This is a genomic window from Streptosporangium amethystogenes (assembly GCF_000721075.1).
GTDB lineage: Bacteria > Actinomycetota > Actinomycetes > Streptosporangiales > Streptosporangiaceae > Streptosporangium > Streptosporangium amethystogenes.
On record NZ_JOEQ01000027.1, the window covers coordinates 140,458 to 167,371 of the forward strand.

The following is a 26,914-nucleotide window of genomic DNA, read 5'->3' on the forward strand; positions in this document are numbered from 1 at the left end:
GGGACGGTGAGGACATGACCATGTCCGCCGAAAAGTCCTACGACCTTCGGGACTCCGGCGTGCTGAGGTTTCCCGAGGGCTTCGTCTGGGGTGCCGCGACCGCGGCCTACCAGATCGAGGGCGCCGCCCGGGACGACGGCAGGGGGCCCTCGATCTGGGACACCTTCTCCCGGACCCCTGGCAAGGTCTACTCGGGCCACACCGGTGACGTCGCGTGCGACCACTACCACCGCTATCCCGAGGACATCGCCATCATGCGCGACCTCGGCCTCGCGGCCTACCGCTTCTCCATCTCCTGGCCCCGCCTGCAGCCCGACGGCTCGGGCCCGGTGAACCCGCGCGGTCTGGACTTCTACGACCGCCTCGTCGACGAACTCCTCGGCGCGGGCATCACCCCGATCGTGACGCTCTACCACTGGGACCTTCCGCAGACCCTGGAGGATCTCGGTGGCTGGACCAACAGGGAGACCGCCGCGCACTTCGCCGACTACGCCGCGATCGCGCACGGCCGGCTGGGTGACCGGGTCGAGACCTGGACCACCCTGAACGAGCCCTGGTGCTCGGCCTTCCTCGGGTACGCCTCGGGCATCCACGCTCCCGGTCTCGCCGAACCCGCGCTGGGCTTCGCCGCCACCCACCACCTGCTGCTCGGCCACGGCCTGGCCGTCCAGGCCCTGCGCGCCTCGGGCGCCACCAAGGTCGGCATCACGCTCAACCTCGCCCCCGTACTCGGCGACGACGTCGCGGCGACCGAGCTCGTCGACGGCCTGCAGAACCGGATCTTCCTGGACCCGGTGCTCCGCGGCGAGTATCCCGCCGACGTCGTGGAACGGGCCCGCCGTTTCACCGACTGGTCCTTCGTGCGAGACGGGGACCTGGAGACCATCAGCCAGCCGATCGACCTGCTGGGCGTGAACTACTACCACCCGCAGACCGTGGCCGCCCGCACCGGCGAGCCCGCCAACCCCGTCTACCCGGGCAGCGAGGGCATCGCCTTCGGCCTCGCCGACGCGCCGAAGACCGCGATGGGCTGGCCGGTCCAGCCGTTCGGCCTGACCGATCTGCTCCTGCGGCTCTCGCGCGACTATCCGGGCACCCCACTGATCATCACCGAGAACGGCGCCGCCTACGACGACGTCGTCGAGGACGGCGAGGTGCACGACGTCGGCCGCCTCTCCTATCTCGACGGGCACCTGCGCGCGGCGCACGCGGCCATCGAAGGCGGTGCGGACCTACGCGGCTACCTCGTCTGGTCCCTGCTGGACAACTTCGAGTGGGCCGAAGGCTACCGCAAACGCTTTGGCGTCGTACATGTCGATTACGGAACCCAACGCCGTACCCCCAAGGACAGCGCCCTGTGGTACAGCAAGGTAGTACGCCGGAACGGACTGTGAGGGCCCGTCCAACCCTGGAGAAGGTGGCCGCCCGGGCCGGTGTGTCCCGGGCGACCGCCTCACGCGTGGTCAACGGCTCCACACGCGTGGCGCCGGAGATCCGCGAGGCGGTCAACCGCGCCGTGGACGAACTGGGCTACGTGCCCAACCAGGCGGCGCGGAGCCTGGTCACCCAGCGGGCCGACTCCATCGCCCTCGTCTTCCCCGAACCGGCGACCCGGGTCTTCTCCGAGGACCCCACCTTCTCCGGGATCATCCGGGGAGTCAGTATGGAGATCGAGGAGGCCGACAAGCAGCTCGTGCTGATGCTCACCGGCCTGGCCGGCGGTTACCAGCGGGTCGAGCGCTACGCCACCAACGGCCATGTGGACGGCGTGATCATCGCCTCGATGCACGGGACCGACCCGCTGCCCGGCATCCTCGCCAGACGCGGCGTCCCGGTGGTGTGCAGCGGCCGGCCCAGTGTGCCCAGCAGCCTGCCGTACGTGGACATGGACAACGTCGGCGGCGCCGAGCGCGCGGTGCGGCACCTGGTGGAGCAGGGACGCCGCCGGATCGCGACCATCGCGGGACCCCAGGACATGATCGCCGGGATCGACCGGCTCAACGGCTACCGCGCCGTGCTGCGTGACTCCGACCGTCGCTCCATCGTCGCGGTCGGCGACTTCACCCGCGAGTCGGGTACCTCGGCGATGCGGCAGTTGCTCGCCGACGACCCGGAGCTCGACGCGGTGTTCGTGGCCAACGACCTGATGGCGCTGGGCGCACTCACGGCCCTGCGCCAGGCGGGGCGGCAGGTCCCCGGCGACGTCGCGATCGTCGGCTTCGACGACATACCCGCCGCGTCCTACACCGAGCCCCCGCTGACCACGGTCAGGCAGCCGACCGTCGAGATGGGGCGGAGGCTCGCCCGCATGGTGCTCGACCTGGAGGAGAAGGCACAGGTGATGCTCCCCACCGAGCTGGTCGTCCGGGGGTCTACGACGACGCCCTGACGACCAGCTCGGTGGCGACGATCACGGTTTCGGCGGGTCCCCCGTCGAGGAGGCCGAGCAGCAGACGGACCATGGCCGCGGCCTGCTCAGCGTGCGGGGTGTGGATGGTCGTGAGCGGCGGGTCGGTGTAGCGGGCGGCCTCTATGTCGTCGTAACCGACGATCGCGACGTCCCCGGGGATCTGCCGCCCCGCCTGACGGAGCGCGTGCATGGCACCGATCGCCATCAGGTCGTTGGCGGCGAAGACCGCGTCGAGCTCCGGGTCGTCGGCGAGCAGCTGCCGCATCGCGACCGCCCCGGACTCCCGGGTGAAGTCGCCGACCGCGATGATGGAGCGGCGGTCGGAGTCGCGCAGCACGGCGCGGTACCCGGCCAGCCGGTCCTGGCCGCCGATCATGTCCAGCGGCCCGGCGATGGTGGCGATGCGCCGCCTGCCCTGCTCCAGCAGGTGCCGCACGGCGGTGGCGGCACCGGCGACGTTGTCGTTGTCGACGTACGGCATCGCGACCGGCACGGCCGGCCTGCCATAGGAGACGACCGGGACGCGCAGCCGGGTGAGCGCGACCGGCAGCGGGTCGGCGCCGTGGCTCGACACGAGCATGACGCCGTCGACGTGACCGCCGGCTATGTAGTTCTCCACCCGGGCGTGGCTCTCCGGCGACCCGGCCAGCAGCAGCACGACCTGCTTGTTGACGGCCTCCAGTTCCAGGCTGGCCGAGCGGATGACCGTGGAGAACATCGGGTCGTCGGAGAACACCCGGTTCGGCGACTCCGAGACGACCAGCGCGACCGAGTTGGTCCGCTGGGTCGCCAGGTTCCGCGCCGCCCCGTTGGGCACGTAGCCGAGCTCGTTCACCGCGCGCATGACCAGTTCTCGGATGTCGGCGGTGACCGTGGTCTGGCCGTTCACCACCCGGGAGACTGTCGACCGGGAGACCCCGGCACGGGCGGCGACCGCCTCCAGGGTGGGTCGTTTCATCCTGTTCCCCTACAGTCCGTTGCGCGCGATGACCTCGCGATACCAGAGCGCGCTGTCCTTGAGCAGGCGCCGCTGGGTGGCGAAGTCGACATGTACGATCCCGAACCTCCGCCGGTACCCCTCGGCCCATTCGAAATTATCCAGCAGTGACCAGACCAGGTAACCACGCACGTCCGCCCCGTCCGCCATCGCGGCGTGCACCGCGCGCAGGTGGCCGTCCAGATAGCCGGTCCTGCGCGCGTCGTGGACGCGGCCGTCCTCCACGACGTCGTCGAACGCCGCGCCGTTCTCGGTGATGATCAGGCCGACCTCCGGGTAGTCGTCGGAGAGCCGCACCAGCAGGCGGGAGAGCCCGTTCGGCACGATCGGCCAGCCCATCGCGGTGGCCGGCACACCGTCCGCCGGGCAGAACCTGATGTCCTCGCTGCCCGGCCACGCCGCGTCGGCCGCCCGGCCAGGATCCGACTCCACCACGCACGGGTTGTAGTAGTTGATACCCAGCAGATCGATCGGCTGGTTGATGATCGCCAGGTCGCCGTCCCGGATATGGTCGACGCCACCGTTGCGCCCGACGATGTCGAGGAACTCGGCGGGATACTCCCCGCGTACCGCCGGGTCGATGAACTGCCTGGTCAGCAGGGTGTCGATCCGGCTGACCGCCTCCGCGTCCGCCTCCGAGGGCGCGGCCGCCGGATCGGCCACCTGGGCCGGGGTGATCACCGGCGACAGGTTGAGGACCAGCGAGATCTCCCGCGCGCCCGCCTCGCGGAGCGCCCGTGCCGCCAGCCCGTGTCCCAGCAGCATGTGGTGGGCCGCGCGGAAGGCCGCCGCGGGGTCGGTCCTGCCAGGCGCGTGCACCCCGTTGCCGTAACCGAGGAAGGCCGCCACCCACGGCTCGTTGAGGGTCGTCCAGTTGTGGACGCGATCCCCCAGCCACGCGTACACGGCCGCCGCGTACTCGGCGAACCGGTAGGCGGTGTCGCGTTCGGGCCAACCCCCCGCGCCCTCCAGCGCCTGCGGAAGATCCCAGTGGTAGAGGGTGACGTACGGCGTGATGCCCGCCTCCAGCAGCCGGTCCACCAGGCGGCTGTAGAAGTCGAGGCCCCGCGCGTTGACAGGGCCGCTCCCGTGCGGCTGGACCCTGGGCCAGGCCACCGAGAACCGGTACGCCGCCAGGCCCAGCTCGCTCATCAGCGAGACGTCGTCGGCGTGCCGGAAGTAGTGGTCGCACGCCACGTCGCCGGTGTCGCCCCCGGCGACCTTGCCCGGGGTACGCGAGAAGGTGTCCCAGATCGAGGGCCCGCGACCGTCCTCCTTCGCGGCCCCCTCGATCTGGTAGGACGCGGTGGCCGCGCCCCAGACGAAACCGGTGGGGAAGTCCGCACGCCCTTCCGTAAGGGTGGCCCCCCGAGTGCCGACGACGGTCATCCCTTCACCGCTCCCTGCATGATTCCTCCGATGATCTGTTTGCCGAGAAGAGCGAACACCAGCATCAGCGGCAGGGTGCCGAGCGTGGTGCCCGCCAGGCCGAGCACGTAGTCGTTGACGTATCCGCTGGCCAGCGTGGACAGGGCGACCTGCACCGTCGGATCCTCCGGGGTCAGCACGACCAGCGGCCAGAAGTAGTCGTTCCAGACCGACATGAAGGTGAGCATGCCCAGCACCGCCGCCGCCGGGCGGGCGGCCGGAAGCACGACGTGCCAGAACAGGCCCCAGGTGCTGCAGCCGTCGACCCGGCCCGCCTCGAGCAGCTCGGTCGGCAGCGCCCGGGACAGGTACTGGGTCATGAAGAACACGCCGAACGCGTTGACGAGCGCGGGCACGATCAGCGCGTACATGGTGCCGGTCCACTGCAGCTTCACCATCAGCATGTACAGCGGGATGATGCCGAGCTGGGTCGGCACCATCATGGTCGCCACGGTGAGCAGGAGCAGGGCGTTGCGGCCGCGGAAGCGCAGCTTGGCGAAGGCGAACCCGGCCAGCGTGGAGAAGAACATCACCGCGATCGCGACGGAGCCGGAGACCAGGACGGAGTTGACCATCGCCAGGGCGAAGGGGACGGTGTCGAAGACGCGGGCGACGTTGGCGAAGAAGTTGCCGCCGGGCACCAGCGGCGGCGGGACGTCGGCCAGGGCCGCGTTGTCGCGGGAGGCCACCACGATGCTGTAGTAGAGCGGCAGCATGGAGAAGAACGCCACCGCCGCCAGCGTGAGATAGGTGAGCCTGCGGGCGGCCTCGGAGCTCCGGGTTCCGGAGACGGCGGTGCGGGCGTTCACGTCAGCCCTCCCTTCGCGCGGCGGGTGATCAGGTAGTTGACGCCGGCGACCAGGACGATGAAGACGAACATCATCCAGGAGATGGCCGAGGCGTAGCCGAAGTCGAGCTTGGTGAAGTTCTCGTAGATGAACAGCGAGAGCGTCTGGTACTGCCGGTCCACCCCTCCGGTGATCATGTAGGAGCCGAACAGCAGCGGCTCGGCGAGGATCTGCATGGCGCCGATCGTCGAGGTGATGACGACGAAGACGATGGTGGGCCTGATCATCGGGATGGTGATCCTGCGGAGCTGGGTCATGTCGCTCGCGCCGTCGATGGTGGCCGCCTCGTACAGCTCACGCGGCACGGCCTGCATGGCCGCCAGGAAGATCAGGGCGTTGTAGCCGGTCCACCGCCACATGATCATGGTGGAGATGGCCGCGTGGGAGGTGAGCACGCCCTCGTTCCAGGCGACACCGTCGACGCCGAACAGCGACAGCATCCAGTTGATCATGCCGAAGTCGCGGCCGAACAGCTGGCTGAAAATGACCACCACCGCGACCACGCTGGTCACGTTGGGCAGCAGCAGCGTGATGCGGAAGAAGGTCTGCGCGCGCAGCGGCCGGTTCAGCAGGTGGGCCAGCCAGATGGCCAGCAGCAGTTGCGGAACCGTGGACAGCACCCCGATGGACAGGGTGTTGAAGGTGGCGTTCCAGAAGTAGTCGTCGGCGAGCAGCGTCCTGAAGTTCTCCAGACCGACGAAGGGGTGCTCGTCCCGGAGCAGCGTCCACTCGTGCAGGCTCACCCAGGCGGTGTAGGCCAGGGGGAACAGCCCGAAGGCGGAGAACAGCAGGAAGAACGGGGCCACATACGCGTACGGCGAGCCTTTGACGTCGAGCCGGTGGACCAGGTGGCGTTGGAGGCGACGGCGACGAGGTCCCGTCGGCTTGCCCGGTGGGACCGCCGCCAGGCGATCGGGTGCCCGAGTGGCCATGGCAGCTCCTTTCGATGATTCGTTGGGAAGAGCGGCGTACGACTCATGTGAACGACAGGCGGGTGGCCGACCGGTGCGAGACCAGTCGGCCGAAGGGGCGGCTACTTGATCCGGCCGACGTCCTCAATCGCCTGCTTCCAGGCTTCCTCGGGGTTCTGCTTGCCCTGGTCGACCCGCTGGAGACCGTCGCCGATCGCCTTCAGCACGTCACCGGCCTTGGGACCGACGGGCTGCGGCTTGAGCGCCTTGGCGGCGTCGGTGAAGATCTTGCCGATCGGCGCGTTGCCGAAGTACGGGTTGACGTACTCGGACACCGCCGGGTCGTCGTACAGGGCGGGCAGCGAGGGCAGCGCGCTGGCCTCCTTGAAGAGCTTGATCTGGCTCTCCTTGCTGGTCAGCAGGTTGATCAGCTCCGCTGCCTCCTTGGGGTGCCTGCCCTGCTTGGGCAGCACCAGGTGGGTACCGCCCTGGTTGCCGCCGCCACCGGGCACCGCGGCGATGTCCCAGGTGCCCTCACCGGGCTTCTGGTCCTTGATCGTGCCGGTCTTCCAGGCCGGGCAGACCATGGTGGCGAAGGTCCCCTTGGCGATTCCGGTGTTCCACGGCGGTGAGAAGGCGGCGAGGTTGGCGGAGAGACCGTTGTCGATCATCTTCACGCCCGTGTCGAACGCCTTGCGCACTTCGGGGTTGGTGGCGGCGACGATGTTGTACTGGGCGTCGTAGAACCCGATGGGTGCCTGCTCGACCATGGCACGGAAGTGCTCACCGGGGCCGTCGGTGAACTTGGCGCCCTCCACCTTGGCCGCGACGAACTTCTTGCCCGTCTCGACGTAGGCGTCCCAGGTGGGCCAGAGCGCAGACACCTCGTCGCGGTCCGTGGGCAGGCCGGCCTTCTTGAACAGGTCGGGGCGGTAGCACATGGCCAGGCCGCCGACGTCGGTGCCCAGCCCGATGAGCGAGGAACCGTCGTTGGAGACGCCCAGCTTCCACTTCCAGTCGAGGTACTCGCTCTGGCGCGAGTCCAGACCGTACTCCTTGAGGTTGTAGAACTTGTCGGGCACGGGGGTGAAGGCACCGATGTAGCCGCCCTCGACCGCGACCACGTCCGCGGCGCCCGCACCGGTGGTGAGCTGCGTGATGAGGTTGGTGTGGTGGTCGTTGAACTGCGCGCGGCGCTCCACGATCTCCACGTTGGGGTGGGTCTTCTTGAACTCCTCGTACAGCGGCGCGAAGTGGAAGTCGCTGAACAACCCGACGGTCAGCTTGATCTTCTCAGCCGGCGGGGAGACCGCCCCACCGTCCGCGGTGGTACCGCCGCTGTCGCCGCCGCCGCAGGCGGTGAGGCCCAGGGCCAGGGCGGAGACGGCGACCATCGGGGCGAGGAACCGGTGGCGTGACTTACGCATGGAACCCTCCTAGGGTCCTCATTAATGATCATGGAGAGAGCGCTCCCTGAGCAGATTGAGGCCAACGGGGTTACCTGTCAACGGCCCCCTAGAACGCCGACCCGAGCCTGAAGTCGGCTTTTCCCGGAGAGCGCTCTCCCAGACTTTAAGACATTTCCCCAGGTCAGATATGTTTAAGAGTTAGATTTAGCGATGGATGGAGCGCTCCCACAATAAAAGGTCACATTAAGGTCGCGTTTCCATCGTGTTCCGCGATGCCGCTCCGCACCCTTGACACTCCTCGCGAGCCGGGTCACTCTCTCAACCAGAGAGCGCTCCCCAGCGACTCTCAGCAGGGCTCCACCCGTCGTCGGCCACCCGCGGCGTGGATGCCGTCGTCCGCCTACCAGGTGGCCCGACGACTCGTCGCGCCATGCCCACGCGCCGTCACTCCGGTGGCGAATCCCGTGCGCCTCGTCTCCCCACCCGCTCCACGGCCCTTTCCCGGAGGGCGACGCGGGAGCCGTCCCGTCCCCGTGGCTCTCGCGGCGGCGCCGGACCCCGTAGAGTCGTCCGGCCGGTCGGAAATCGACCGGCGCGTATCCAACCAAGGAGAACCACGTGGCACTGGAGAAGCCGGAGATCGACTTTCCGGAAGGCGCCCCGCCCTCGGAGCTGGAGATCGTCGACATCGTCGTAGGGGACGGCCCGGAGGCCAAGCCGGGGCACCAGGTCACCGTGCACTATGTCGGTGTGGCCTTCTCGACGGGCGAGGAGTTCGACGCGTCATGGAACCGCGGCGACGCCTTCCAGTTCCCGCTGGGCGGGGGCCGGGTCATCGCGGGCTGGGACCAGGGCGTCGCGGGCATGAAGGTCGGCGGCCGTCGCCGTCTCACCATCCCGCCGCACCTCGGCTACGGCGACGCCGGTGCGGGTAACCGCATCAAGCCGGGCGAGACGCTCATCTTCGTCGTGGACCTGCTCGGCGTGAGCTGAGACGGAACAGCGTCGGTGGGCGGACCGCCCCCGTCACCGGAGTTCTTCGGTGACGGGGGCGGTCCGCCCACCCCGCTCTCGCGCATGCTTTCGGGGACAGCTCCTCGCCATCGTGGACCACAGGGCCCCACGCTGCGATTCCGGTGAAAAGCAGGCCCCCCTGTCACCGAAATGTCGCTCACAGCTCTTAGGCTGGCCACTGTGTTGTTGATCGATCTCGCGCGCACCTCGGCGGCCGTGGCCGCCGGCTCCGCCCGGCTGGCGAAGACCGCGCATCTCGCGGAGTTGCTCGGCCGGGTCGAGCCGGACGAGGCGGAGATCGCCATCGCCTACCTCTCCGGAGAGCTGCCGCAACGCAACGTCGGCGTGGGCTGGACGAGCCTGCAGGATCCGCCCGAGCCCCGGCTGGCCGCCACCGCCACCCTGCGCGAGGTCCACGACCTCCTCGACCGCGTCAAGTCCCTGGCCGGTCCCGGCTCGCAGAGCGCACGCAGAGCGCTCGTCGCCGAGCTGTTCGGCGCCCTCACCCGCCAGGAACAGGTCTTCCTGTCACGCCTGCTCAGGGGAGAGCTACGCCAGGGCGCGCTCGAAGGGGTGATGATCGAGGCCGTGGCGAAGGCGGCCGGGGTGCCGGCCGCCGAGGTCAGGCGGGCGCTGACGCTTCGCGGCTGGCTTCCCGCCGTCGGTGCCGCCGCCCTGGCGGGCGGGGTCGAGGCGCTACGCGCCTTTCACCTGGAGGTCTGCCGGCCGGTGTCGCCGATGCTGGCCCAGAGCGCCATCTCCGTCGCGACCGCGTTCGGCAAGCTCGGCGGCCCGGTCGCCGTCGAGTGGAAGCTCGACGGGGTCAGGGTTCAGGCACATCGCTCCGGCGACCGGGTGTCCGTCTTCACCCGCGCCCTCGACGACATCACCACTCAGGTGCCGGAACTGGTCGAGGCGGTGAGCGCGCTGCCCTCCAGCGACCTGGTTCTCGACGGCGAGGTCATCGCGCTGCGCCCCGACGGCCGCCCCGAACCCTTCCAGGTCACCTCCGGCCGCGTGTCCAGCCGCACCGACGTGCCGCGCGCGCGGGAGAAGACCCCCTTGAGCGTCTTCTTCTTCGACGCGCTGCGGGTCGACGGCGCCGACCTGCTCGACCTGCCGGGCGCGGACCGTCACGCGGCCCTGGCCGCGGCCGTACCCCCGGAGCTGTTGACCCCGCGCCTTGTCACCGGCGACATCGCGGACGGCGAGGCGTTCTTCAAGGACGCGATCAGGGGCGGTCACGAGGGCGTGGTGGTCAAGTCGCTCCTGACGCCCTACGCCGCCGGAAGGCGCGGAGCCGGCTGGATCAAGGTGAAGCCCCGGCACACGCTCGACCTCGTCGTCCTGGCCGCCGAATGGGGCCATGGCCGCCGCGAGGGCAGGCTCTCCAACCTGCATCTGGGCGCCCGCGACCCGCGAAGTGGCGGGTTCGTCATGCTTGGCAAGACCTTCAAGGGCCTGACCGACGAACTGCTCGCCTGGCAGACCGACCGTTTCCTCGGCATCGCCGAGGGCCCCACCGACGGCTGGACGGTCACCGTCCGCCCCGAACTGGTCGTCGAGATCGCCTTCGACGGCGTGCAGCGGTCGAGCCGCTACCCCGGCGGCATGGCTCTGCGCTTCGCCAGGGTCATCCGCTACCGCCCCGACAAGACGGCGGACCAGGCCGACACCGTCGACATGGTCCGTTCCCTCATGCTCTGACGCCTCCCGGACTTCACCGGGTCACTTCACGAGGCGCAGCGTGAGGGGGTAGCGGAAGTCTCCGTCGCCCATCGCCGCGACGCCGCCGATGACGGACAGCACCACGCCACCGATCCAGAGCAGCGGCGTCAGGACGACGCCCACCACCGTGATCGCCAACACGATGGTGGCCGCGATCAGCGTCAGCTGGAAGTTGAGAGCCTCCACCGCGTGTGCCCGGATGTAGGGCGAGGTCTTGCCCGCGGTGAGCATCAGGACCAGCGGGCCAAGGATGGGCAGGCCGGCCAGCGGGAGCATGTGCGCCGCCGCCGCGCCCAGACGCTCCGCTCCGGTGTCGCCGCCCCGCCTGCCGAGGTGCCCGCGGTGGCCGTACGCCGCCCGGGGTGTGACCGGCGGCTGGAACACGGGCCGGACCGGCTGCGTACCGTACAGCTCGGTCATGATCGGCATGAGGTCACCGTGCACGCGGGCCGTCATCGCCCGCTCCAGCCTGTCGTCGAACTCGACTTTGTCGAGCCTTCCCTCCGCATAGGCGGCCTGGACGTGCTCGACCACCCGCTCACGATCCTGGTTGCTGACCCGGATCTCCGCGTAACCGGGCCCAGGACCGCCCACCGGCACTCCCCCGTGCCACTGACTCGCCGATGCCGTTGTGCCTGCCATGAGACCGATACCCTTTCGTCGCCTCTTCGACCTCAATGCTCGTCCAGATTGTCGGCCCCGTATATCAGGATGAACCCCTATAGGCCCCTGAAACCGACCCTTGGCCTTCCACCGCGGATCGAGCAGGAGAGGTATACAAAGAGACATGAGATGGCGAGATCGCTACGGGTTGAGGCGTAAGCGCGGGCCGAAAATCGCCAAGTTCGACCGCGACGCCACCGATGCCGACATCGAGACGCTCATCGCCTTCGCGAAGTCACGCCGGGGCGTGGAGTTCTACGTCGAGCCGGAGACATTCGCGACCGACACCACGGCGATGGCCGTCGCCGACGACGGCGAATGGACCCGGCGCCGGGTCGGCTCCCCCGCGGTGATTCGTAAGGTGGCCCGCGACCTGGCCCTGCCCGTCTACGACGTGCAACTGACCGGCTATCCCCCCCGGATGAGGGCCTACAACGAGCGCCAGAAGCGCGCGGAGAGCTGAGCCAGGAACCCGGTGGTCGCATCGTGCGCGGGGCCACCGGGTTCTTCCAGCAACGCGGCCATCGGAAGCAGCCAGGCCATCTTGGGGCTGCCCATCTCCTGATCCAACTCCTCGGGGCTGGGCATCCTGTCGTTGAGGGCGTGTGGCGGGACCAGGTGGTGGATCGCGTGCATGAGCAGGTGAGCCATCGAGTAGCCGGGATCGGCCTCAAGCGCCCGGGTGAGGGCGACGCCCGCCAGTGCGGAGTCGCCCCGCCGCCAGGCGACCAGGCCGAGCAGCGAGGCGGCCGGGGGCACGAACCTCGGCTCCAGTCTCCGGGTGAGGTCGTGCCAGAGCTTGAGATGCGCGTCATGACCGTCGTCGGTGACCAGCGCCCACGCCTCGTCCCGAATTCTGATCACCGCCAGGTCGAGCCCCAGCCTGGCCGCCTGATCGTCGTCGAGCCGGCTGCCCGAGGCGCAGGTGGCGATCGCCTCACGGACCCTGGTCACTCCCTCCGCGACGAACTCCACCGCGAGCTCGTCGGCGTCACGACATCCGGTGAGCCTGCCGCTCAACTCCTCCATGAGGCGGCCCGTCGCCGCACGCATGGCCACCCGCGCGGACCCGGTGACCGGGTCGAGTGAGCGCTCCAGCGCCTGCCTGTCCGGCCACGCGACCAGTCCGTGCAGGATCGCCTCGGCCGCGACGACGGTGGCCCGCCGCTCGTACGGCACCCCTTCGACGGGACAGCAGTCCGTCCGTGAGCAGCCGTACGACCAGTAACGACCGTCCTCCACCCGGAGCGCGTCGACGACGGTGAGACCGCCCCCGCGGAACAGTGCACCGGCCTCGTCGATGGCCGGGGTCACCAGCTGGCCCGGACCGTAGCCGACCATGACGACCTGCGTGACGTCCTCCTTCCGGAAGAGCGGAACGATGTCGCCGAGACCGCCGGATGCCAGGGGCAGGTCCCATCGGACGGTCAGGTGCAGCCTGCTCCTGGGCAGACCGCCCGTGAGGCCGATGACGACCAGGCTCTCCGCGGGATGGAAGCCCAGCAGGTAGGGGACCGCGCCCAGGACGTCCTCGGTGGAGCCGAGCAGGAGCCGGGGCTGGGAAACGGGCGGAAACGGGGACTCGGGCGAGTCCGGGCTCTCTGTTGTCATGGCCGGAAGCCTCCCGGACCCGCTCCCGTGCCTTTCGGCCCGAACTCCTTTCTGTGGACGGAACGTGCGGCCCTCCACAGCCGGGCCGGCCCCGATCACCGGTCCGTTCCCTCACCACCGTCGCCCTTGACGCGATCAGCCGGCCCCCGGAGCGAGGCGCTGAGGCCGGGTGCTCCCTCAGGCGCCTCTCATCTCGCCCGCTCCGCCGACAGGAGGGGCGGGGCCAGGCGGGTGCGGACCATGATGGCCGCACCGGCCACGGCGGGAGGCATCGCGATGATCGCGACGAACGGGACGAGGAAGAGCAGGAAGAGCAGCACCCCGAAGCCGAGCGTGGGAGCCTTGTTCGCGCGGAGCAGGCCGAAACGGCTCTTACGCACCAGTCCCCTGCGCTCCAGGGCCAGTGCGGTCAGCTCGATCGTGAGGAAGAAACCCGAGACCAGGGCGCCCAGGACCGGAACCACCGTCTGCCCGACCACCGGTACGAAGCCGAGGAAGAACAGCGGGATCGTGAACAGCAACAGCCAGCCGAGGGTGACCAGGCTGTCCCTGATGGATCTGGGGATCGACTTCCACAGTGGCAGTTCGTACCCTGTCGGCACCTCCCCGTAGGTTTCCTCCACCTTCTCGGAGAGCTTCTCGTAGAAGGGGTCGCCCAGGGTGAGGGTGACCGCCGTGAAGGTCACCACGGCCAGGAGCAGCCCCGCGCCGAAGAGCAGCAGCCCGACCAGCGCGCGCAGCGCGGTCCGTGCCCCCTCACCCCATCCGTCGGCGAACGGCGTGCCCCACGCGGCGATGTCCAGCGCGTTCTTGCCGAAGAAGTAGAGGCCGACCGCGTAGAGGACGAACGCGATCAGCGCCGGGATCAGCCCGAACAGCCACCAGCGCGGATATCGCGCGACCCAGCGCAGTCCCTGGAAGAAGAACCCGATGCCGTCCAGAAAGGAGCGGAAATGACCCATGGCGGAAGATTATCGGGATCGGACGTCAACCGGGACTGCTCCTGGTCGGCCCGCCGGGCATGGGTCAGGCGCGCTGCCAGAGGCCGGGTACGGAGACACCGAGGGCGGCGAGGAGGCGGCGGAGCAGGGGCAGGGAGATGCCCAGGACGTTGCCGTGGTCGCCGTCGATGCCGTCGACGAACCAGCCGCCGCGGCCGTCCAGGGTGAAGGCCCCGGCCACCTGGAGAGGCTCACCGGTGGCGACGTAGGCGGCGATCTCGTCGTCGGTGGCGGTGCCGAAACGCACGACCGTCGCGCCCACCTCCGCCACCTCGCGCCCGTCCGCGGCGTCGATCACGCAGTGGCCGGTGAGCAGACGTCCCTCTCGGCCGCGCATGCCCCGCCAGCGGGCGACCGCCTCCGCAGGAGAGGACGGCTTGCCGTAGGCCCGGCCGTCGAGCTCCAGCACCGAGTCGCAGCCGATGACCAGACCGTCGGTCAGGCCCTCGGCCACCACAGCCGCCTTCGCGCGGGCCAGTGCGAGGCAGAGTTCGCTCGGACTGTCGGCGGTGACGGCCTCCTCGTCCACACCGCTGACGATCACTTTAGGATCGAGTCCGGCGCTGCGGAGCAGGGCGAGGCGGGCGGGGGACGCGGAGGCGAGGACGATCTGGGTCACGCCGATCGAGCCTAGCGCGGCTCCGGCCGTCCCCTCGCCGCGGGCGGAGGCCTCCGCAGGCCGGGCGTCCGGCCGAAGGCAGTGAGCAGCGGGCTCAGGCGACGGCTCGCGGGTCAGGCGCGGGGCGAGGGCGGGAGTCGCGGGGGCGGCCCCAGCGGGGGAGGCCCCAGAGAGGGAGGTTCGGGGGCGGCGCCCTGCGAAAGGCCCGCGGCGGCGTACGCCTCCGCCTCACCGAGGGTCTCGTGCTCCAGCAGGGCCGCGACGATGCCGTCCAGGCGCTCACGGTTCTCCGCCAGGACCGCCAGGGCGACCTCATAGCACTCGTCCACGATGTGCCGGACCTCCTGGTCCACCGCGGCGAGGGTGTCGGGGGCGGCGGCGGGCTGGCCGTCAGCGGTGCCGGGCAGCACGCTCAGCGGGCCGATCCTGGAGGACATGCCCCAGCGGCCGACCATGCCGCGGGCGATCACGGTGACCTGCTCCAGGTCGTTCTCCGAGCCGGTGGTGATCACCCCGTAGACGACCTGCTCCGCCGCCATGCCTCCGAGGGCACCGACGATCCGGTCGCGCAGGTACTTCTCATCGTAGGCGTACTTGTCGGTGTCGGGCGTGGAGAGCGTGACACCGAGCGCCCGCCCGCGCGGGATGATCGACACCTTCCTGACCGGGTCGGCGCCGGGCTGGAGCATCCCGAGGAGCGCGTGGCCGGCCTCGTGGTAGGCGGTGCGTCTGCGCTCTTCCTGCGGGATCACGACGGCGCGGGCCGCGCCGAGCAGGATCTTCTCCAGCGCGTCGGCGAAGTCGGGGGCGCGCACCTTGTCGTGGCCGCGCTTGGCGGCGAGCAGCGCCGCCTCGTTGACCAGGTTGGCCAGGTCGGCACCCGTCATGCCGGGGGTGGTCCTGGCCAGCCGTTCCAGGTCCACGTCGTCGGCGAGCGGCACGCCCCTGCTGTGGACCCGGAGGATCGCCAGCCGCCCCTCGACATCCGGCACCGACACCACGACGGTGCGGTCGAACCGGCCGGGACGGAGCAGCGCCGGGTCGAGGACCTCCGCCCGGTTGGAGGCGGCGATCACGATGACGCCCTCGGAGCCGGTGAAGCCGTCCATCTCGGTGAGGATCTGGTTGAGAGTCTGCTCGCGCTCGTCGTGGCCGCCGATGGTGCTGCCGCCGCGGACCCTGCCGATCGCGTCGATCTCGTCGATGAAGATGATCGACGGCGCGACCTTGCGGGCCTCGTCGAACAGCTCGCGTACCCGCGAGGCACCGACCCCCACGATCATCTCGATGAACTCCGAGGCACTCGCCGAGAAGAAGGGCACGTCCGCCTCGCCCGCCACGGCGCGGGCCAGGAGTGTCTTGCCGGTGCCCGGTGGCCCGGTGAGCAGCACCCCCTTGGGCAGCTTCGCCCCCAGCCTCCGGTACTTGTCGGGGTCCCTGAGGTAGTCGACCACCTCGGCCACCTCGTTCTCGACCTCGTCGATGCCCGCGACGTCGTCGAAGTCGACCCGGACCTTGGCCGGTTCCACCGGCTTGGCAGCCTTCGACCTGCCGAGACCACCGAGCCCGCCGAGGCCGCCCATCCCTTCGCCCATCGCGGACGCCGAGCGCCGTATGAACCAGATCCACAGGCCCGCCAGCAGCAGGGAGAGCAGCAGGTTGGACAGGAAACTCCGGCCGCCGACGGGCTCGGCCTTGATGTTCACGCCCGTCGCGGTGAGCTGCCGGTAGAGGGCGGCCTGGTCGGCGAAGACCGGTATCTCGGTGGAGAACTTGTCGTACTCGGCGTTGCCGCTGTCGGGGTCGCGGGCGGGTTTTTTGAGGCTGCCCTGGATCGAGGTGCCGGTGGCGTATATGTCCTTGACGTTCCCCGCCCGCACCTGATCGGTGAACTGGGTGTAGGAGATCGGCTCGGTGACCTCGCCGAAGAACGAGGAGACGACGAAGAAGCCCGCGTAGACGATGAACATGGTCACCAGGAAACGCACCCAGTTGATCCTCGGGCTCTGCGGGGTGGGCGGCCCGTCGGGCAGGCCCTCGGACCGCCAGGGCTTGGATCCGCGCTCCTTGTCGGCCGTGTCCTGTTCAGGCCCCTTACGCTCCCGAGACGCCGGTCGCTTCAAGACTTCCCCCTCGACGGCTGGGGGAGCCTGCCTGGACGGATACCCAGGACACCCGGCTCGGTCCGGGCTCTCGAACCGAGGCCGTCCTTCGCCTGCGCCCCGAACCCGGAACCTCGCGCCCGGCGAGCGGATGGGAGGCCGTCACGTGTGGCGATGGAGCGGCCTGCCGTGAAATTCCCCCGAGTTTCACCAGATCACATAGATATGGCGATTCCTGCCCAGATGAGGCTTACTTCAACCTGAGGGAGGAGATCGCGGTGTTGATATCGCGCCAGCGCTTGCTCTGGGTGTCGGGGATCGTCACGAAGAGCATCGCGGGCTTGGCGCCGGGAGCCTCGACCACGGCGACGGCGGCCATGGAGGAGCGCGTCTTTTTCTTGATCTTGTACTTCACCCGGTAGGCGAGCAGCCAGCCGTCCTTGATCGGCTGCGAGGCGACCCACGCGATCCTGCTGCCCTTGGGGTGGTGGTTGAGTGTCCACCGGGCCGCCAGCAGCGCGGTGTCCTTCGCCTTCCGCTGTACCAGGATCGGCACCGGGCAGCTCACGAGCATCGCCCGGTGAGCGATCCCCTTCACCTTGGGCAGCACCTGCCTGGTGGAGAACGGCGACGCGCCGAAGACCTTCCAGGGCTTGCCGAAACGGATCAGCGACACCCCCGACCTGTCGTCCTCGACGCGGCGCTTGCTCTTGTACGCCTTGCCGGGGAGCCGGCCGAGCCGCTTGTCACGCGGCAGTTCGGGCACCCGGGGGTCGGCGAGGGCCGCGATGACGGCGCTGCGGTCGGGTGCCGACTCCCAGTCCTCGGACGAGGAGGACGGGGCGGTCGTCTCGGCAGGACTCTCCGACGGGGACGCCTGCTCCGACGCCGAGGCCGACACCGGAGCGGACGGCTCCGGCGAGCCTGGACCGGGCGAGGGTGGCGCGGCAGATGGCGCGGCGATCTGCCCCGTCTTTCCCCCGCCCGGTTGATCTGAGGAGCCCGAGGAGACGAAACCGACCACGGCCGCGACGGCGGCCAGGACCAGTGCGACGCCCACGGCCAGGATGCGGTAGATGACTCGCATCGGCAGGTCGCCGATACGGGACCGCTTCACCGGTGAGTCCGATGGTTTCGGGGGGCTCTCCACCACGATCTTCGGCAACTCCGACGTCTCCGCCTCGGCGGTCACGTATGTCGGCGCGGGACCCGTCTCCCGGGTCCCCTGAGTCCCACCCAACCCATCGAGCACGATCGGGAGCGTACGACAAATCCGGTTTTCTCGTGCGGGATCCCCATCACACTTCGGGAACGAGTACCTTCCGCACCGGTCCGCCCGGTGGCCGTGGCCTGGCCGCCCGTCCCTTCGGGAAAGGGCGGAGGTCAGACCTTCAAGGACGCCTGCTTCCTGGTGATGACCACCGACATGAGCGCGGCGGCGAAGCAGAGCGACCCCGCGGTGTACCAGGCGAGATCGTAGGCGCCGAAGTGGTCACGGGTGACTCCCGCGGCGGCCGCGGCGATCGCCGCGCCGACCTGGTGGGAGGCGAAGACCCAGCCGAACACCACGGCCCCGTCGGGACCGTAGATCTGGCGGCACAGAGCGACGGTCGGCGGGACCGTGGCCACCCAGTCGAGGCCGTAGAAGATGATGAAGACCAGCATGCTGGGCTCGGCGGTGGCCCCGAACAGGCTTGGCAGGGCCATCAACGACAGGCCCCGCAGCCCGTAGTAGGCGCCGAGGAGGACGCGCGAGTCGATCTTGTCGCTCAGCCACCCGGACGCCACGGTGCCGACCACGTCGAAGATCCCGACCAGCGCGAGCAGCCCGGCGGCGACCGGCTCGGCCATGCCGTGGTCGTGGGCGGCGGGGATGAAATGGGTGCCCACCAGGCCGTTGGTGCTCATCCCGCAGATCGCGAACCCCCCTGCGAGCAACCAGAAGGGGCGCGTACGCGCGGCGCTCCGCAGCACGCCGAGAGCCCGCGAGGCGGCGCCACCGGTCCGCGCGGGCCGCATGGCCGGGGGTGCGGTGGGGTCGGCGCCCAGGGCCGTGGTGCCCACGTCCTCAGGCCGGTCACGCAGCAGGAACCAGACCAGGGGGACCACGGCCAGAGCCGCGACGGCGACCGTGACGGCGGCCGACCGCCAGCCGCTGTCGGCCGCCAGGTGCGCGAGGACGGGCAGGAAGACGAGTTGCCCGGTGGCACCGCCCGCGGTGAGCACACCGGTGACGAGGCCGCGGTGGCGGACGAACCAGCGTTCGGTGAGGGTCGCGGCGAAGACCAGGGCCATCGAACCGGTGCCGAGGCCGACCAGGACACCCCAGCACAGGACGAGCTGCCAGGGGGCGTTCATCAGGATGGTCAGCCCGCTGCCCGCGGCGACCAGCAGCAGGGCGTACGTCACGACCCTGCGCATTCCGAAACGGTCCATGAGCGCTGCCGCGAAGGGCGCGGTCAGCCCGTAGAGCATGAGGTTGACCGAGACGGCCAGCGAGATCGTGCCCCGGGACCAGCCGAACTCCTCCTGGAGCGGTGTGATCAGCACGCCGGGTGTCGCCCGGAACCCGGCCGCGCCGAGGATGGCCACGAACGCGACTCCCGCCACGATCCAGGCGCGGTGCAGCTTACGTTCGGGCGCCCGAAGAGTCGTTGTCATGCGCCCCATAATCGGGGGGGCGAAACGCTCCACGCGAGTGGCCCGAGTGCCAATATCCACAAGGATCGGGCCATGTTCGCTCCGAAGTACCACCGCCTTTCCCCGTGCGAGCGCCCTTCCGTACGCGGGCACGCCGGGAACTCGGTAGTGGCCATCTCACATACTGGGAGAATTCGCTCAAAGGTTCCGTTTTTTCTATTCTCGTCAACTGGAGGTCTCGCATCCGGCATGGTCACGGGGAGACGCGAGGCCGGTCTCCGGTCCCGCGCGGCCATGAGGGAGCGACGGCACTCGCACTCCGCGGGACCGGTCGGAGAGCGGGCGATCGAAGGAGTGGTGCCGTGTTCCACAGGCGAAGGTCGGCAGGGGTCCTGGCACTGCTGACGTGCGGCTCGCTCCTGCTCGGCGCCTGCGCGAGCACCGATCCGACGGATGACCCGACGTTATCGGGCTCGGAGCCGAGCCAACCGGCCGAGACCATCACCTACGCGTACGAGCAGGAGTTCCACTCCTACAACAACAACACCACCGCCGAGAACGCCACGCGCAACGCGGCGCCCCTGCAGCGGGTGCTCACAGGTTTCTGGTTCTACGGCGACAAGGGCGCGATCGTCCCCGACAAGGACTTCGGAACCTACGAGAAGATCTCCGACGACCCGCTGAGTGTCAGGTACACCATCAACCCCAAGGCGGTCTGGTCCGACGGCACCCCGATCGACTGCGACGACGTCATGCTGTGGTGGGCCTTCCGGTCCGGCAAGGTCAAGGGCTTCGCCTCCGCCGACACCAACGGCGTCCAGGACACCGAGGTCCCCGACTGTGAGAAGGGCGGCAGGGAGTTCACCCTGGCCTACGACAAGCCGTTCGCCGACTGGGTGGCCGGCGGCCCCGGCGCGACCGAGATGCTGCCGGCCCACGTGGTCGCCGAGCAGGACGGCCTGTCCGAGGCGGACTTCATCGCGGCGGTCAAGAACACCGACTCGGAGAAACTCGCCGAGGGCATCAGGTTCTTCAACGACGGCTGGGTCTCCGAGGGCCGGCTGCCCGAGGCCAGGCTGATCCCCTCCTCGGGACCGTACAAGCTCTCCAAGTTGGACGCCGGGCAGCGGCTGACCCTCATCGCCAACGACAGATGGTGGGGCACCCCCGCCGCGACTCCGACGATCGTCGAGCGTTTCATCACCCTCGACGAGCAGGCGCAGGCGCTGCAGAACCGCGAGGTCCAGATCGTCGAGCCACAGCCGGGACCCGAGGTGCTCAAGCAGTTGCAGTCCCTGCGGGGGGTGAAGGTGAGCGCCTCCGACAAGTACACCTACGAGCACCTGGACTTCAACTTCCACTCCAGCCCGTTCCGCGACAGAAGGCTGCGCGAGGCGTTCGCCAGATGCGTGCCCAGGCAACTCATCGTCGACCATCTGATCAAGCCCGTCGCCCCCGCGGCCAGGCCCCTGCAGGTTCGCACCGTGGCTCCGTTCCAGGCCAACAGCGCCGCGGTCGTGGCCGCCAGCGGCAGCGCCGACGTGTACACCCGGCAGGACATCGCGGGGGCCAGGGAACTGCTGCGGAACGCCGACAGGACGGGGCTGGAGGTCAGCATCGGCTACCAGACCCCGAACCCGCGCCGCACCGCGGCGGTGCAGCTCATCATCGACTCCTGCAACAAGGCCGGGTTCAAGGTCGTCGACAAGGGCTCCGAGGATTTCCTGGGCACCGTGATGCCGACCAACGGCTACGACGTGGCGCTGTTCGCCTGGTCGGGTTCGGCCCTGGTCAGTGGCTGGGCCTCCAGCTTCACCTCGCCGCAGAAGTGCGACGCCCACAGCAAGGGCAACAACAACGGCTGCTACTCCAGCAGGCGGGTCGACCTCCTCATCAAGGAGTTGAACTCGACCGTGGACCTGGCCGCCCAGGATCCGATCATCGGTGAGATCGAGAAGCGGCTCTGGGACGACCTGGCCACCATCCCGCTGTTCCAGCATCCGGGCCTCAGCGCGTGGGACGAGACGCTCCAGAACGTCGTCCCGAACCCCGCACAGTCGACCATCACCTGGAACATGGACAAATGGCGCCTTTCCTAGGGCATCCCTTCACCGCCGCGGTCACGGATGGAGATTCCCATATCTGACATTAGATGACAGGTATGGGTGTCAGGGTGAGCGCAAGAGCCGAAACCTCCAGAGGGAGCCCACATATGCCTCGTGCCACCGGAACCTTCACCATCGACAGCTGGGATCCGCATCCCTACGACGAGGCCGAAGGTGCCACACTCTCCCGCGTCCACATCACCAAGACCTTCGACGGCGACCTGGTCGGCACCAGCACCACGGACATCATCACCGCGATCGCCCCGGTCGAGACGTCGGCGGCCTACGCGGGCTTCGAGCGCTTCACCGGCACCGCGCACGGTCGCAAGGGCACCTTCGTGCTCCACCATACGGCCACGCAACACGCCGGGGAGTCGGCGCTGAGCTGGACGATCCTGCCCGACTCCGGCACCGGGGAACTGCTGGGCATCCGGGGCGGGGGGCAGATCGTCAACGACGACGGCGACCACTCCTTCCACCTCGACTACGAGCTCGACTGAGAGCGAATCGTCCGGGGAAACAGCGAAGGGCGGCCATCTGGCCGCCCTTCGTGAGGAGTGGAGCTATGGGGATTCGAACCCCAGACCTCCTCCATGCCATGGAGGCGCGCTACCAGCTGCGCCATAGCCCCTCGGTGTCAACCGATGACGCCGGGCCCGGCCCGGCGTCCACGCCAGTGTATAGGAAATCACTCCACACCCTGTAACCGCCGAGGCGAGCCGCCATGGGGGCCGGCTCGTCTCGGGGCACGGGCGACACGGGCGGGCGCCTACCGTAGCGACATGGCCTTCTCGATCAGCGTGGCGAGCTCGGTCACCGCGGGGTCCTCGGTGGACGTGGCCAGACGGGTGGCATGGGCGGCGAGCTCCTTGGGGTCCGCTCCGGCGATCCCCTCTCGAACGCGGAGGTACTCGGCGAAGCCAGCGGCCACCACGTCGACCTGGAACCTCGGCGTGGAGTCCTGCCAGAGCGAGGCCGCCAGCTCACCGGCCGCGAGGGAGCGGGTGGCCTCGGCGGGATCACGGGTGTCGGGGTCCTGCCAGCGTACGGTGGCGGTGGCCAGCTGACCCGACGCCCCGCCGCGCAGCCGCACCTCGTACAGAGCGGTCACCGAGTGACCAGGACCGATCTCGCCGCCGTCCTTGGCGTCGTCACGGAAGTCCTCGGTCGCGAGCTGCCGGTTCTCGTAGCCGATCAGCCGGTACGACTCCACGACCGAGGGGTTGAACACGACCTGTGCCTTGGCGTCGCGGGCGCGCAGGTCGAGGTTGGTGGCGAGCTGCTCGACGAAGACCTTGCGCGCGTCGTCGACGGAGCTGACGTAGACCGCGGCACCGTCCCCGTTGTCGGCCAGCTGCTCCATCAGCTGGTCGCCGTAGTCGCGGCCGACGCCGACGCACAGCAGGGTTATCTTCTTGCCCGCGGCCTCCTCGACCCGGGCGAGGATGCCCTGCCAGGTGATGTCACCGACGTTGGCCAGTCCGTCGGAGAGCAGGATGACGCGGTTGACCGCCACCGCCCTGAAGCTCGTCGCGGCCTCTGCGTAGCCACTGGTCAGCCCCTCCTCCAGGTTCGTCGACTGTCCTATGGCGAGGCGCTCGACGGCGGCATGGAGCCGGTCCCTGTCGGTTGCCGGGGTCATGGACAAAAGGACGTCCGCCCGGTCGCTGAAGGCCACGATGGAGACCTGGTCCCCGGGCCCGAGCTGGTCGACGAGCTTGTGCAGGGCCTCCCTGACCAGGTCGATCCTGCCGGTCTCGCTCATGGAACCGGATACGTCCACCACGAAGGTGAGGTTCGCCGGGCGCCGGGCCTCCGCTGCCGCCCTGCGGGTCTGCAGGCCGACGCGGAGCAGCGCGGTGCCATTCCCCGGTGCACGAGCGCCGTCCATGTGCACGGTGAAGCCGTCATCGTCCGGCTCCCGGTAGCCCTGCGCGAAGGAGTTGACGAACTCCTCGGGCCGGACCTGACCAGGCTCCGGCAACCTGCCCTCCTGAATGATCCGCCTGCTGTAGCCGTACGAGGCGGTGTCCACGTCGAGGGCGAAGGTGGAGATCTGCTCGGCGGTGGTGTCACGTTGCCTGGCGGCGTCGGCCTCGGAGTCCTCACTCCTGGAGGTGGCCGGGCCACCGGTTTCCACGAGGGAGGGCCGCGGGGCCTGCTTGCCGGATTCGGGCATCGGCTGGCCGGCGGCACCCTTCTCGGCCGACGGCCCTCCACAGGCGGCGGACAGCAGGGCGATCACGGCGAGGGCAATGGCAAGCGGGCGTGACTTCATGTCGCCTCCTAGGGATGCGTGTCATCCCCTACGACGGCTCCTTCCACCTTCCCGCCGGGAGCTTGACCCAAGCGAGCGCAAACCGTGCTCGGCACGTGATCAGGGCTTCCAGGCCGGATCCCGCACATCGAAGTTTTCGCAGGGAGCGGGCAGACCCAGCCGGCCGGCACAGACGTCGCGGCCCACGGTCGCCGTACGGGTGACGGAATGTGACAGCATCTCGGCCATGCTGTCCGGCCGGACTCCCAGCCATCTTGAAAAAACGCGACATAGGATCCTTCGTCATGCGCGTGTACCTCGGCCTCGCGGCCAAAGATCCGGAAGCCGGGATACCGGAGGCGATGCTGCACCGTGTCAGGAGCGCGATCGACAGCGCGTTCCCCGTACCGCCGGAGGTCATCAGGTCGCGCGAGTGGCACCGCCCCGGCATCACCATGTTCGCCTGGACCAACGAGCCCGACGACTCGCGGCGGCCCCCGCCGCTGATGACCGAGCACGACCGGGTGACCGGGGTGAACGGTTACCTGGCCGCACCGGACGACGTGAACCGGCTGGCGGGCATGACCACGCTGGACAGCGCGGCGGTCGGCGGGTGCTTCTCGGTGTTCCGGGCCACCGGGGGCGAACTGTCGGCCGCCACCGCGATCCACCGGGTCTGCCCGGTCTACTATGCCGAAACGCCCGACGTGCACGTGATCGGCAGCCGGGCCCTCCTGGTCCATCTGGCCTGCGGCGAGCGCGTCGACTGGGACGTGCTCGCGCTGCAGTCGATGGTCCGGCAGGGATACTTCCTGTCCGACGAGACGCCCTACCTCGGGGTGAGCGCGCTACCGCCGTCCTCGTCGGTGACCGTCAGGGACGGCGCCCGTACGATCACCACGACCCCGCTCCCGACCGCCGTGCCGGCACCGGAGTCGCGCAGGCGGAAGAAGGAGCTCGTCGGAGAGCTGGCCGAAGCGCTGCTGGCCACCGTGGAACCGCTGCGCGCGGCGGGAGAACCGGTGAACCTCGCGCTCACCGGTGGCAGAGACAGCCGTCTGATCGCCGCGGTGCTGCACGCGGCCGGCATCCCGCTGCGCGCGACCACCAACGGCCTGGACACCCATCCCGATGTGATCCTCGCCGGGCGCGTCGCCCAGGCGCTCCGCGTCGAGCACACCGTCATCCCCCCGGCCCGCGCCGAGAAGAAGGACGCGATCGTCGTCGAGCATCCGCTCGCGCGGGCCTACGAGACGCTGCGCGCCTGTGAGGGCATGACATCGGCGTACGAGTCGGTCGTCGGTTACCTCCCCTACAGCGCCAAGCCGACCATGTCCGGGCAGAGCGGCGAGATCCTGCGAGCCGGCGGCCTGCTGCTGCTCCAGACCGACCTGGCGGAGAAAGCGCTGCGCCGCCGGGTGGACGTGACCTTCCTGCGAGATCCGGCGCTGTTCAGCGAGGCGGCCAACGAGCACGCCCGCGAGCTGGCCGGACCGTGGCGAGAGCGAGCTCCGCTGGAGGCGCTCGACCACATGTACATCTCCTACAAGGTCGGCCGCTGGCACGCGGGGGCGCGGGCGGGCTCGCTGCGCCGGGGCGACCAGATCTGGCCCTTCCTCGACAACCGAGTGGTCCGCGCCGCATTGGGTCTCGACCAGAACTGGCGACTGTCGGAGGAGGTCATCTACGACCTCCTCGGCATCCTGGCCCCGTCGCTCAGGGACATCCCGATCGAGGGCAAGCCGTGGCGATTCACCGCCGGGAGACGGTACTACCCCTGGCAGCGCAGGCCGCAGGTGCTGACCGCGCCGAAAACCGGCGGCGGTGGCTGGAACTGGCGGACCAGCCCCGGCACGGAGCTGACCGGCCTGATCCGGGACCACGTCCTGGGCCGCCTCGACCTGCTGACGCCCATCGTCAACCCCGACGAGGTTCGTGCGCTGTTCGCCGAACCCGTCCTCAAAAAGCCCAACCAGGCCTGGCATCTCTACACAGTGGCCACCATGCTGGGTGGAGACTATCCCGGCAAGGAACCCGAGGGCCTGCCCAGGATCCACATCCCCATCCCGTCCTGACCTACCTCCAGGGTCGAAGCCGGGAGGTCCGCCCCTTGCCGACTCCGTGGCCGGGCCCGACAGCGGCATGAGTAGAAGAGATCACGGCGACCTTCCGGCACCACTTCACCCGGGCGATGCGCATCTCTCCCTCCGCCTACCGCAGGGCGTTTTGCACCCCGGTGTCGCCCATCCGCCTTCCGCCTCCACCGGGTAGTCGCGAAAACTTCGCCCCGTTCGGGCCGGGAACCTCCCGGCCGTACGCATCACGCAACGTTACGCGCACGACGCACGAAGATCGTGTTCGATGAGTGCTTCCCGACGTGGAGCGTGTTCCGCGAGCAGGCGTTCTCAGCGGTGACGACGACGGCTCCGGCCTCGGCCCACAGCCGGTGCCGGACGGCGCTGAGACCGGCCCTCAATCACTGTTCGACCAGCCCATTATCCGACTTAAGTGAATATAATTCACTTATCCAATTAATTGCCACGACAAGGATATTAGGCTTTTGTGTGGCGATTCAAATTTACCGCGAGCAAAGAAACGCGCACCCCTCATCAAGCTTCCACACCTAATTGGATCGACACTTCTCTCGCCGCTTCCCGAGCGTCCAAAGAATGGCCGCACAGTGTTTTCATAGAATGCAACGGGAGAGACAACGCACGTGTCTATTTTCATGAAACGGACCCTTGCGGGCGGCGCGCTCGCCGGGGCCGTCCTTCTACTGCACTCCCCTGTCCCAGTTTCAGCCGATTCGCAACTTTCAACTTCGGCGCAGGCTCGTCCCGAGAGAATCGAATCTGCCAGGGGAACGCAGGTTGACCCCTGTCTTCTGGCGATTTCCACTATTTGCACGAGCTTCATCTCCGTCCCCGGAACAGTTAGCGCCCACGACCTCTCCAGCACCAAGGCAATCATCCAGGGCGCATTGCAGCCGCAGCCGACCTCGGACAGTTCGGCTTATATCCCGCTGTGCAGGTGGCTGGGCCTGCCAAACTTCCTGTGCCGGATTCCCGATGGAGTCCAGGGTCCTGCTGGACCCGCAGGGCCCAGAGGCCCAGTGGGGCCCCGAGGCCCCGTGGGCGCGACCGGACCTGAGGGCCCCGCAGGACCGGCAGG

At 69.2% G+C, this 26,914-nt stretch carries 22 protein-coding genes and 1 tRNA gene; 9 read left to right on the top strand and 14 right to left on the bottom strand.

The genetic code is table 11. The features are described from left to right. Positions 1 to 14 precede the first annotated feature (14 nt). Both IG98_RS0131360 and IG98_RS0131365 read left to right on the top strand, forming a co-directional pair. Entirely contained in the window at positions 15 to 1,394 is a 1,380-nt protein-coding gene (locus IG98_RS0131360; RefSeq protein ID WP_051753213.1) for a GH1 family beta-glucosidase, read from the top strand. Further along, on the top strand, positions 1,391 to 2,389 hold the full coding sequence (locus IG98_RS0131365; RefSeq protein ID WP_030920382.1) for a LacI family DNA-binding transcriptional regulator: 999 nt from the start codon (positions 1,391 to 1,393) through the stop codon (positions 2,387 to 2,389). The genes IG98_RS0131360 and IG98_RS0131365 overlap by 4 nt, the downstream gene beginning before the upstream one ends. Here the strand turns inward: IG98_RS0131365 and IG98_RS0131370 are convergent. The 5 genes from IG98_RS0131370 to IG98_RS0131390 all read right to left on the bottom strand — a co-directional run bounded on the left by IG98_RS0131370 (position 2,373) and on the right by IG98_RS0131390 (position 8,021). Next, complete coding sequence (locus tag IG98_RS0131370) at positions 2,373 to 3,368, bottom strand: LacI family DNA-binding transcriptional regulator (protein ID WP_030920384.1); 996 nt, start codon at positions 3,366 to 3,368, stop codon at positions 2,373 to 2,375. The genes IG98_RS0131365 and IG98_RS0131370 overlap by 17 nt on opposite strands. A 9-nt stretch (positions 3,369 to 3,377) precedes the next feature. Further along, entirely contained in the window at positions 3,378 to 4,796 is a 1,419-nt protein-coding gene (locus tag IG98_RS0131375) for a GH1 family beta-glucosidase (protein WP_030920388.1), read from the bottom strand. Further along, on the bottom strand, positions 4,793 to 5,644 hold the full coding sequence (locus tag IG98_RS0131380) for a carbohydrate ABC transporter permease (RefSeq protein WP_030920390.1): 852 nt from the start codon (positions 5,642 to 5,644) through the stop codon (positions 4,793 to 4,795). The genes IG98_RS0131375 and IG98_RS0131380 overlap by 4 nt, the downstream gene beginning before the upstream one ends. After that, positions 5,641 to 6,615 carry a carbohydrate ABC transporter permease gene (locus tag IG98_RS0131385; RefSeq protein WP_030920392.1) on the bottom strand — a complete coding sequence of 325 codons (975 nt, stop codon included), beginning with the start codon at positions 6,613 to 6,615 and terminating at the stop codon, positions 5,641 to 5,643. The genes IG98_RS0131380 and IG98_RS0131385 overlap by 4 nt, the downstream gene beginning before the upstream one ends. Positions 6,616 to 6,716: 101 nt before the next feature. Beyond that, entirely contained in the window at positions 6,717 to 8,021 is a 1,305-nt protein-coding gene (locus IG98_RS0131390; RefSeq protein WP_030920395.1) for an ABC transporter substrate-binding protein, read from the bottom strand. A gap of 600 nt (positions 8,022 to 8,621) precedes the next feature. On the opposite strand from IG98_RS0131390, the gene IG98_RS0131395 reads away from it, so the two are divergent. Both IG98_RS0131395 and IG98_RS0131400 read left to right on the top strand, forming a co-directional pair. Continuing rightward, positions 8,622 to 8,996, top strand: coding sequence for an FKBP-type peptidyl-prolyl cis-trans isomerase (locus IG98_RS0131395; RefSeq protein WP_030920398.1), 375 nt, complete (start codon positions 8,622 to 8,624; stop codon positions 8,994 to 8,996). Between the two features lie 201 nt (positions 8,997 to 9,197). Next, positions 9,198 to 10,724 carry an ATP-dependent DNA ligase gene (locus tag IG98_RS0131400; protein WP_030920401.1) on the top strand — a complete coding sequence of 509 codons (1,527 nt, stop codon included), beginning with the start codon at positions 9,198 to 9,200 and terminating at the stop codon, positions 10,722 to 10,724. 21 nt (positions 10,725 to 10,745) lie between these two features. Here IG98_RS0131400 and IG98_RS0131405 read toward each other — a convergent pair whose 3' ends face one another. Next, positions 10,746 to 11,339 carry a DUF1707 and DUF4870 domain-containing protein gene (locus IG98_RS0131405; protein WP_245651794.1) on the bottom strand — a complete coding sequence of 198 codons (594 nt, stop codon included), beginning with the start codon at positions 11,337 to 11,339 and terminating at the stop codon, positions 10,746 to 10,748. Between the two features lie 193 nt (positions 11,340 to 11,532). On the opposite strand from IG98_RS0131405, the gene IG98_RS0131410 reads away from it, so the two are divergent. Then, positions 11,533 to 11,871, top strand: a complete 339-nt coding sequence (locus IG98_RS0131410) for a hypothetical protein (protein ID WP_030920408.1) — start codon at positions 11,533 to 11,535, stop codon at positions 11,869 to 11,871. On the opposite strand, the gene IG98_RS45505 is transcribed toward IG98_RS0131410, so the two are convergent. The 5 genes from IG98_RS45505 to IG98_RS0131435 form a co-directional block, all read right to left on the bottom strand. Then, positions 11,838 to 13,019, bottom strand: coding sequence for a DUF4192 domain-containing protein (locus tag IG98_RS45505; protein ID WP_051753215.1), 1,182 nt, complete (start codon positions 13,017 to 13,019; stop codon positions 11,838 to 11,840). The two genes, IG98_RS0131410 and IG98_RS45505, sit on opposite strands and share 34 nt — an antisense overlap. 188 nt (positions 13,020 to 13,207) lie before the next feature. Beyond that, complete coding sequence (locus IG98_RS0131420) at positions 13,208 to 13,981, bottom strand: EI24 domain-containing protein (RefSeq protein WP_030920415.1); 774 nt, start codon at positions 13,979 to 13,981, stop codon at positions 13,208 to 13,210. A gap of 64 nt (positions 13,982 to 14,045) precedes the next feature. Next, entirely contained in the window at positions 14,046 to 14,639 is a 594-nt protein-coding gene (locus IG98_RS0131425) for a Maf family protein (protein WP_030920418.1), read from the bottom strand. A 113-nt stretch (positions 14,640 to 14,752) separates the two neighbouring features. Then, positions 14,753 to 16,762: an ATP-dependent zinc metalloprotease FtsH gene (gene ftsH, locus IG98_RS0131430; protein ID WP_084195786.1), complete on the bottom strand. Its 2,010-nt coding sequence runs from the start codon at positions 16,760 to 16,762 to the stop codon at positions 14,753 to 14,755. A 229-nt stretch (positions 16,763 to 16,991) separates the two neighbouring features. Further along, positions 16,992 to 17,828, bottom strand: a complete 837-nt coding sequence (locus IG98_RS0131435) for a hypothetical protein (protein ID WP_030920424.1) — start codon at positions 17,826 to 17,828, stop codon at positions 16,992 to 16,994. Here IG98_RS0131435 and IG98_RS51020 point away from each other — a divergent pair. Further along, on the top strand, positions 17,818 to 17,970 hold the full coding sequence (locus IG98_RS51020; RefSeq protein ID WP_157594618.1) for a hypothetical protein: 153 nt from the start codon (positions 17,818 to 17,820) through the stop codon (positions 17,968 to 17,970). The genes IG98_RS0131435 and IG98_RS51020 overlap by 11 nt on opposite strands. A 154-nt stretch (positions 17,971 to 18,124) precedes the next feature. Here IG98_RS51020 and IG98_RS0131445 read toward each other — a convergent pair whose 3' ends face one another. Continuing rightward, a complete protein-coding gene (locus IG98_RS0131445) occupies positions 18,125 to 19,402 on the bottom strand; it encodes an MFS transporter (RefSeq protein WP_037971718.1) in 1,278 nt (425 codons plus the stop codon). A 341-nt stretch (positions 19,403 to 19,743) separates the two neighbouring features. Here IG98_RS0131445 and IG98_RS0131450 point away from each other — a divergent pair, with 341 nt between their 5' ends. Further along, a complete protein-coding gene (locus IG98_RS0131450) occupies positions 19,744 to 21,480 on the top strand; it encodes an ABC transporter family substrate-binding protein (RefSeq protein ID WP_030920430.1) in 1,737 nt (578 codons plus the stop codon). Positions 21,481 to 21,593: 113 nt separating this feature from the next. Beyond that, positions 21,594 to 21,986: a DUF3224 domain-containing protein gene (locus IG98_RS0131455; protein WP_030920433.1), complete on the top strand. Its 393-nt coding sequence runs from the start codon at positions 21,594 to 21,596 to the stop codon at positions 21,984 to 21,986. A gap of 58 nt (positions 21,987 to 22,044) precedes the next feature. Here the strand turns inward: IG98_RS0131455 and IG98_RS0131460 are convergent. Both IG98_RS0131460 and IG98_RS0131465 read right to left on the bottom strand, forming a co-directional pair. Then, positions 22,045 to 22,117, bottom strand: a tRNA-Ala gene (locus IG98_RS0131460). Between the two features lie 138 nt (positions 22,118 to 22,255). Further along, positions 22,256 to 23,764, bottom strand: coding sequence for a vWA domain-containing protein (locus tag IG98_RS0131465; RefSeq protein ID WP_030920436.1), 1,509 nt, complete (start codon positions 23,762 to 23,764; stop codon positions 22,256 to 22,258). A gap of 284 nt (positions 23,765 to 24,048) precedes the next feature. Here IG98_RS0131465 and IG98_RS0131475 point away from each other — a divergent pair, with 284 nt between their 5' ends. Next, on the top strand, positions 24,049 to 25,818 hold the full coding sequence (locus IG98_RS0131475; protein WP_030920439.1) for an asparagine synthase-related protein: 1,770 nt from the start codon (positions 24,049 to 24,051) through the stop codon (positions 25,816 to 25,818). Positions 25,819 to 26,914 lie beyond the last annotated feature (1,096 nt).

Excerpts from the sequence above, each read along its gene's own strand:
- IG98_RS0131360 (WP_051753213.1), top strand. The coding sequence starts at position 15 with ATGACCATGTCCGCCGAAAAGTCCTACGACCTTCGGGACTCCGGCGTG.
- IG98_RS0131370 (WP_030920384.1), bottom strand. The coding sequence starts at position 3,368 with ATGAAACGACCCACCCTGGAGGCGGTCGCCGCCCGTGCCGGGGTCTCC.
- IG98_RS0131375 (WP_030920388.1), bottom strand. The coding sequence starts at position 4,796 with ATGACCGTCGTCGGCACTCGGGGGGCCACCCTTACGGAAGGGCGTGCG.
- IG98_RS0131385 (WP_030920392.1), bottom strand. The coding sequence starts at position 6,615 with ATGGCCACTCGGGCACCCGATCGCCTGGCGGCGGTCCCACCGGGCAAG.
- IG98_RS0131390 (WP_030920395.1), bottom strand. The coding sequence starts at position 8,021 with ATGCGTAAGTCACGCCACCGGTTCCTCGCCCCGATGGTCGCCGTCTCC.
- IG98_RS0131410 (WP_030920408.1), top strand. The coding sequence starts at position 11,533 with ATGAGATGGCGAGATCGCTACGGGTTGAGGCGTAAGCGCGGGCCGAAA.
- IG98_RS45505 (WP_051753215.1), bottom strand. The coding sequence starts at position 13,019 with ATGACAACAGAGAGCCCGGACTCGCCCGAGTCCCCGTTTCCGCCCGTT.
- IG98_RS0131420 (WP_030920415.1), bottom strand. The coding sequence starts at position 13,981 with ATGGGTCATTTCCGCTCCTTTCTGGACGGCATCGGGTTCTTCTTCCAG.
- IG98_RS51020 (WP_157594618.1), top strand. The coding sequence starts at position 17,818 with ATGACTCGCATCGGCAGGTCGCCGATACGGGACCGCTTCACCGGTGAG.
- IG98_RS0131435 (WP_030920424.1), bottom strand. The coding sequence starts at position 17,828 with ATGCGAGTCATCTACCGCATCCTGGCCGTGGGCGTCGCACTGGTCCTG.
- IG98_RS0131445 (WP_037971718.1), bottom strand. The coding sequence starts at position 19,402 with ATGACAACGACTCTTCGGGCGCCCGAACGTAAGCTGCACCGCGCCTGG.
- IG98_RS0131455 (WP_030920433.1), top strand. The coding sequence starts at position 21,594 with ATGCCTCGTGCCACCGGAACCTTCACCATCGACAGCTGGGATCCGCAT.
- IG98_RS0131465 (WP_030920436.1), bottom strand. The coding sequence starts at position 23,764 with ATGAAGTCACGCCCGCTTGCCATTGCCCTCGCCGTGATCGCCCTGCTG.
- IG98_RS0131475 (WP_030920439.1), top strand. The coding sequence starts at position 24,049 with ATGCGCGTGTACCTCGGCCTCGCGGCCAAAGATCCGGAAGCCGGGATA.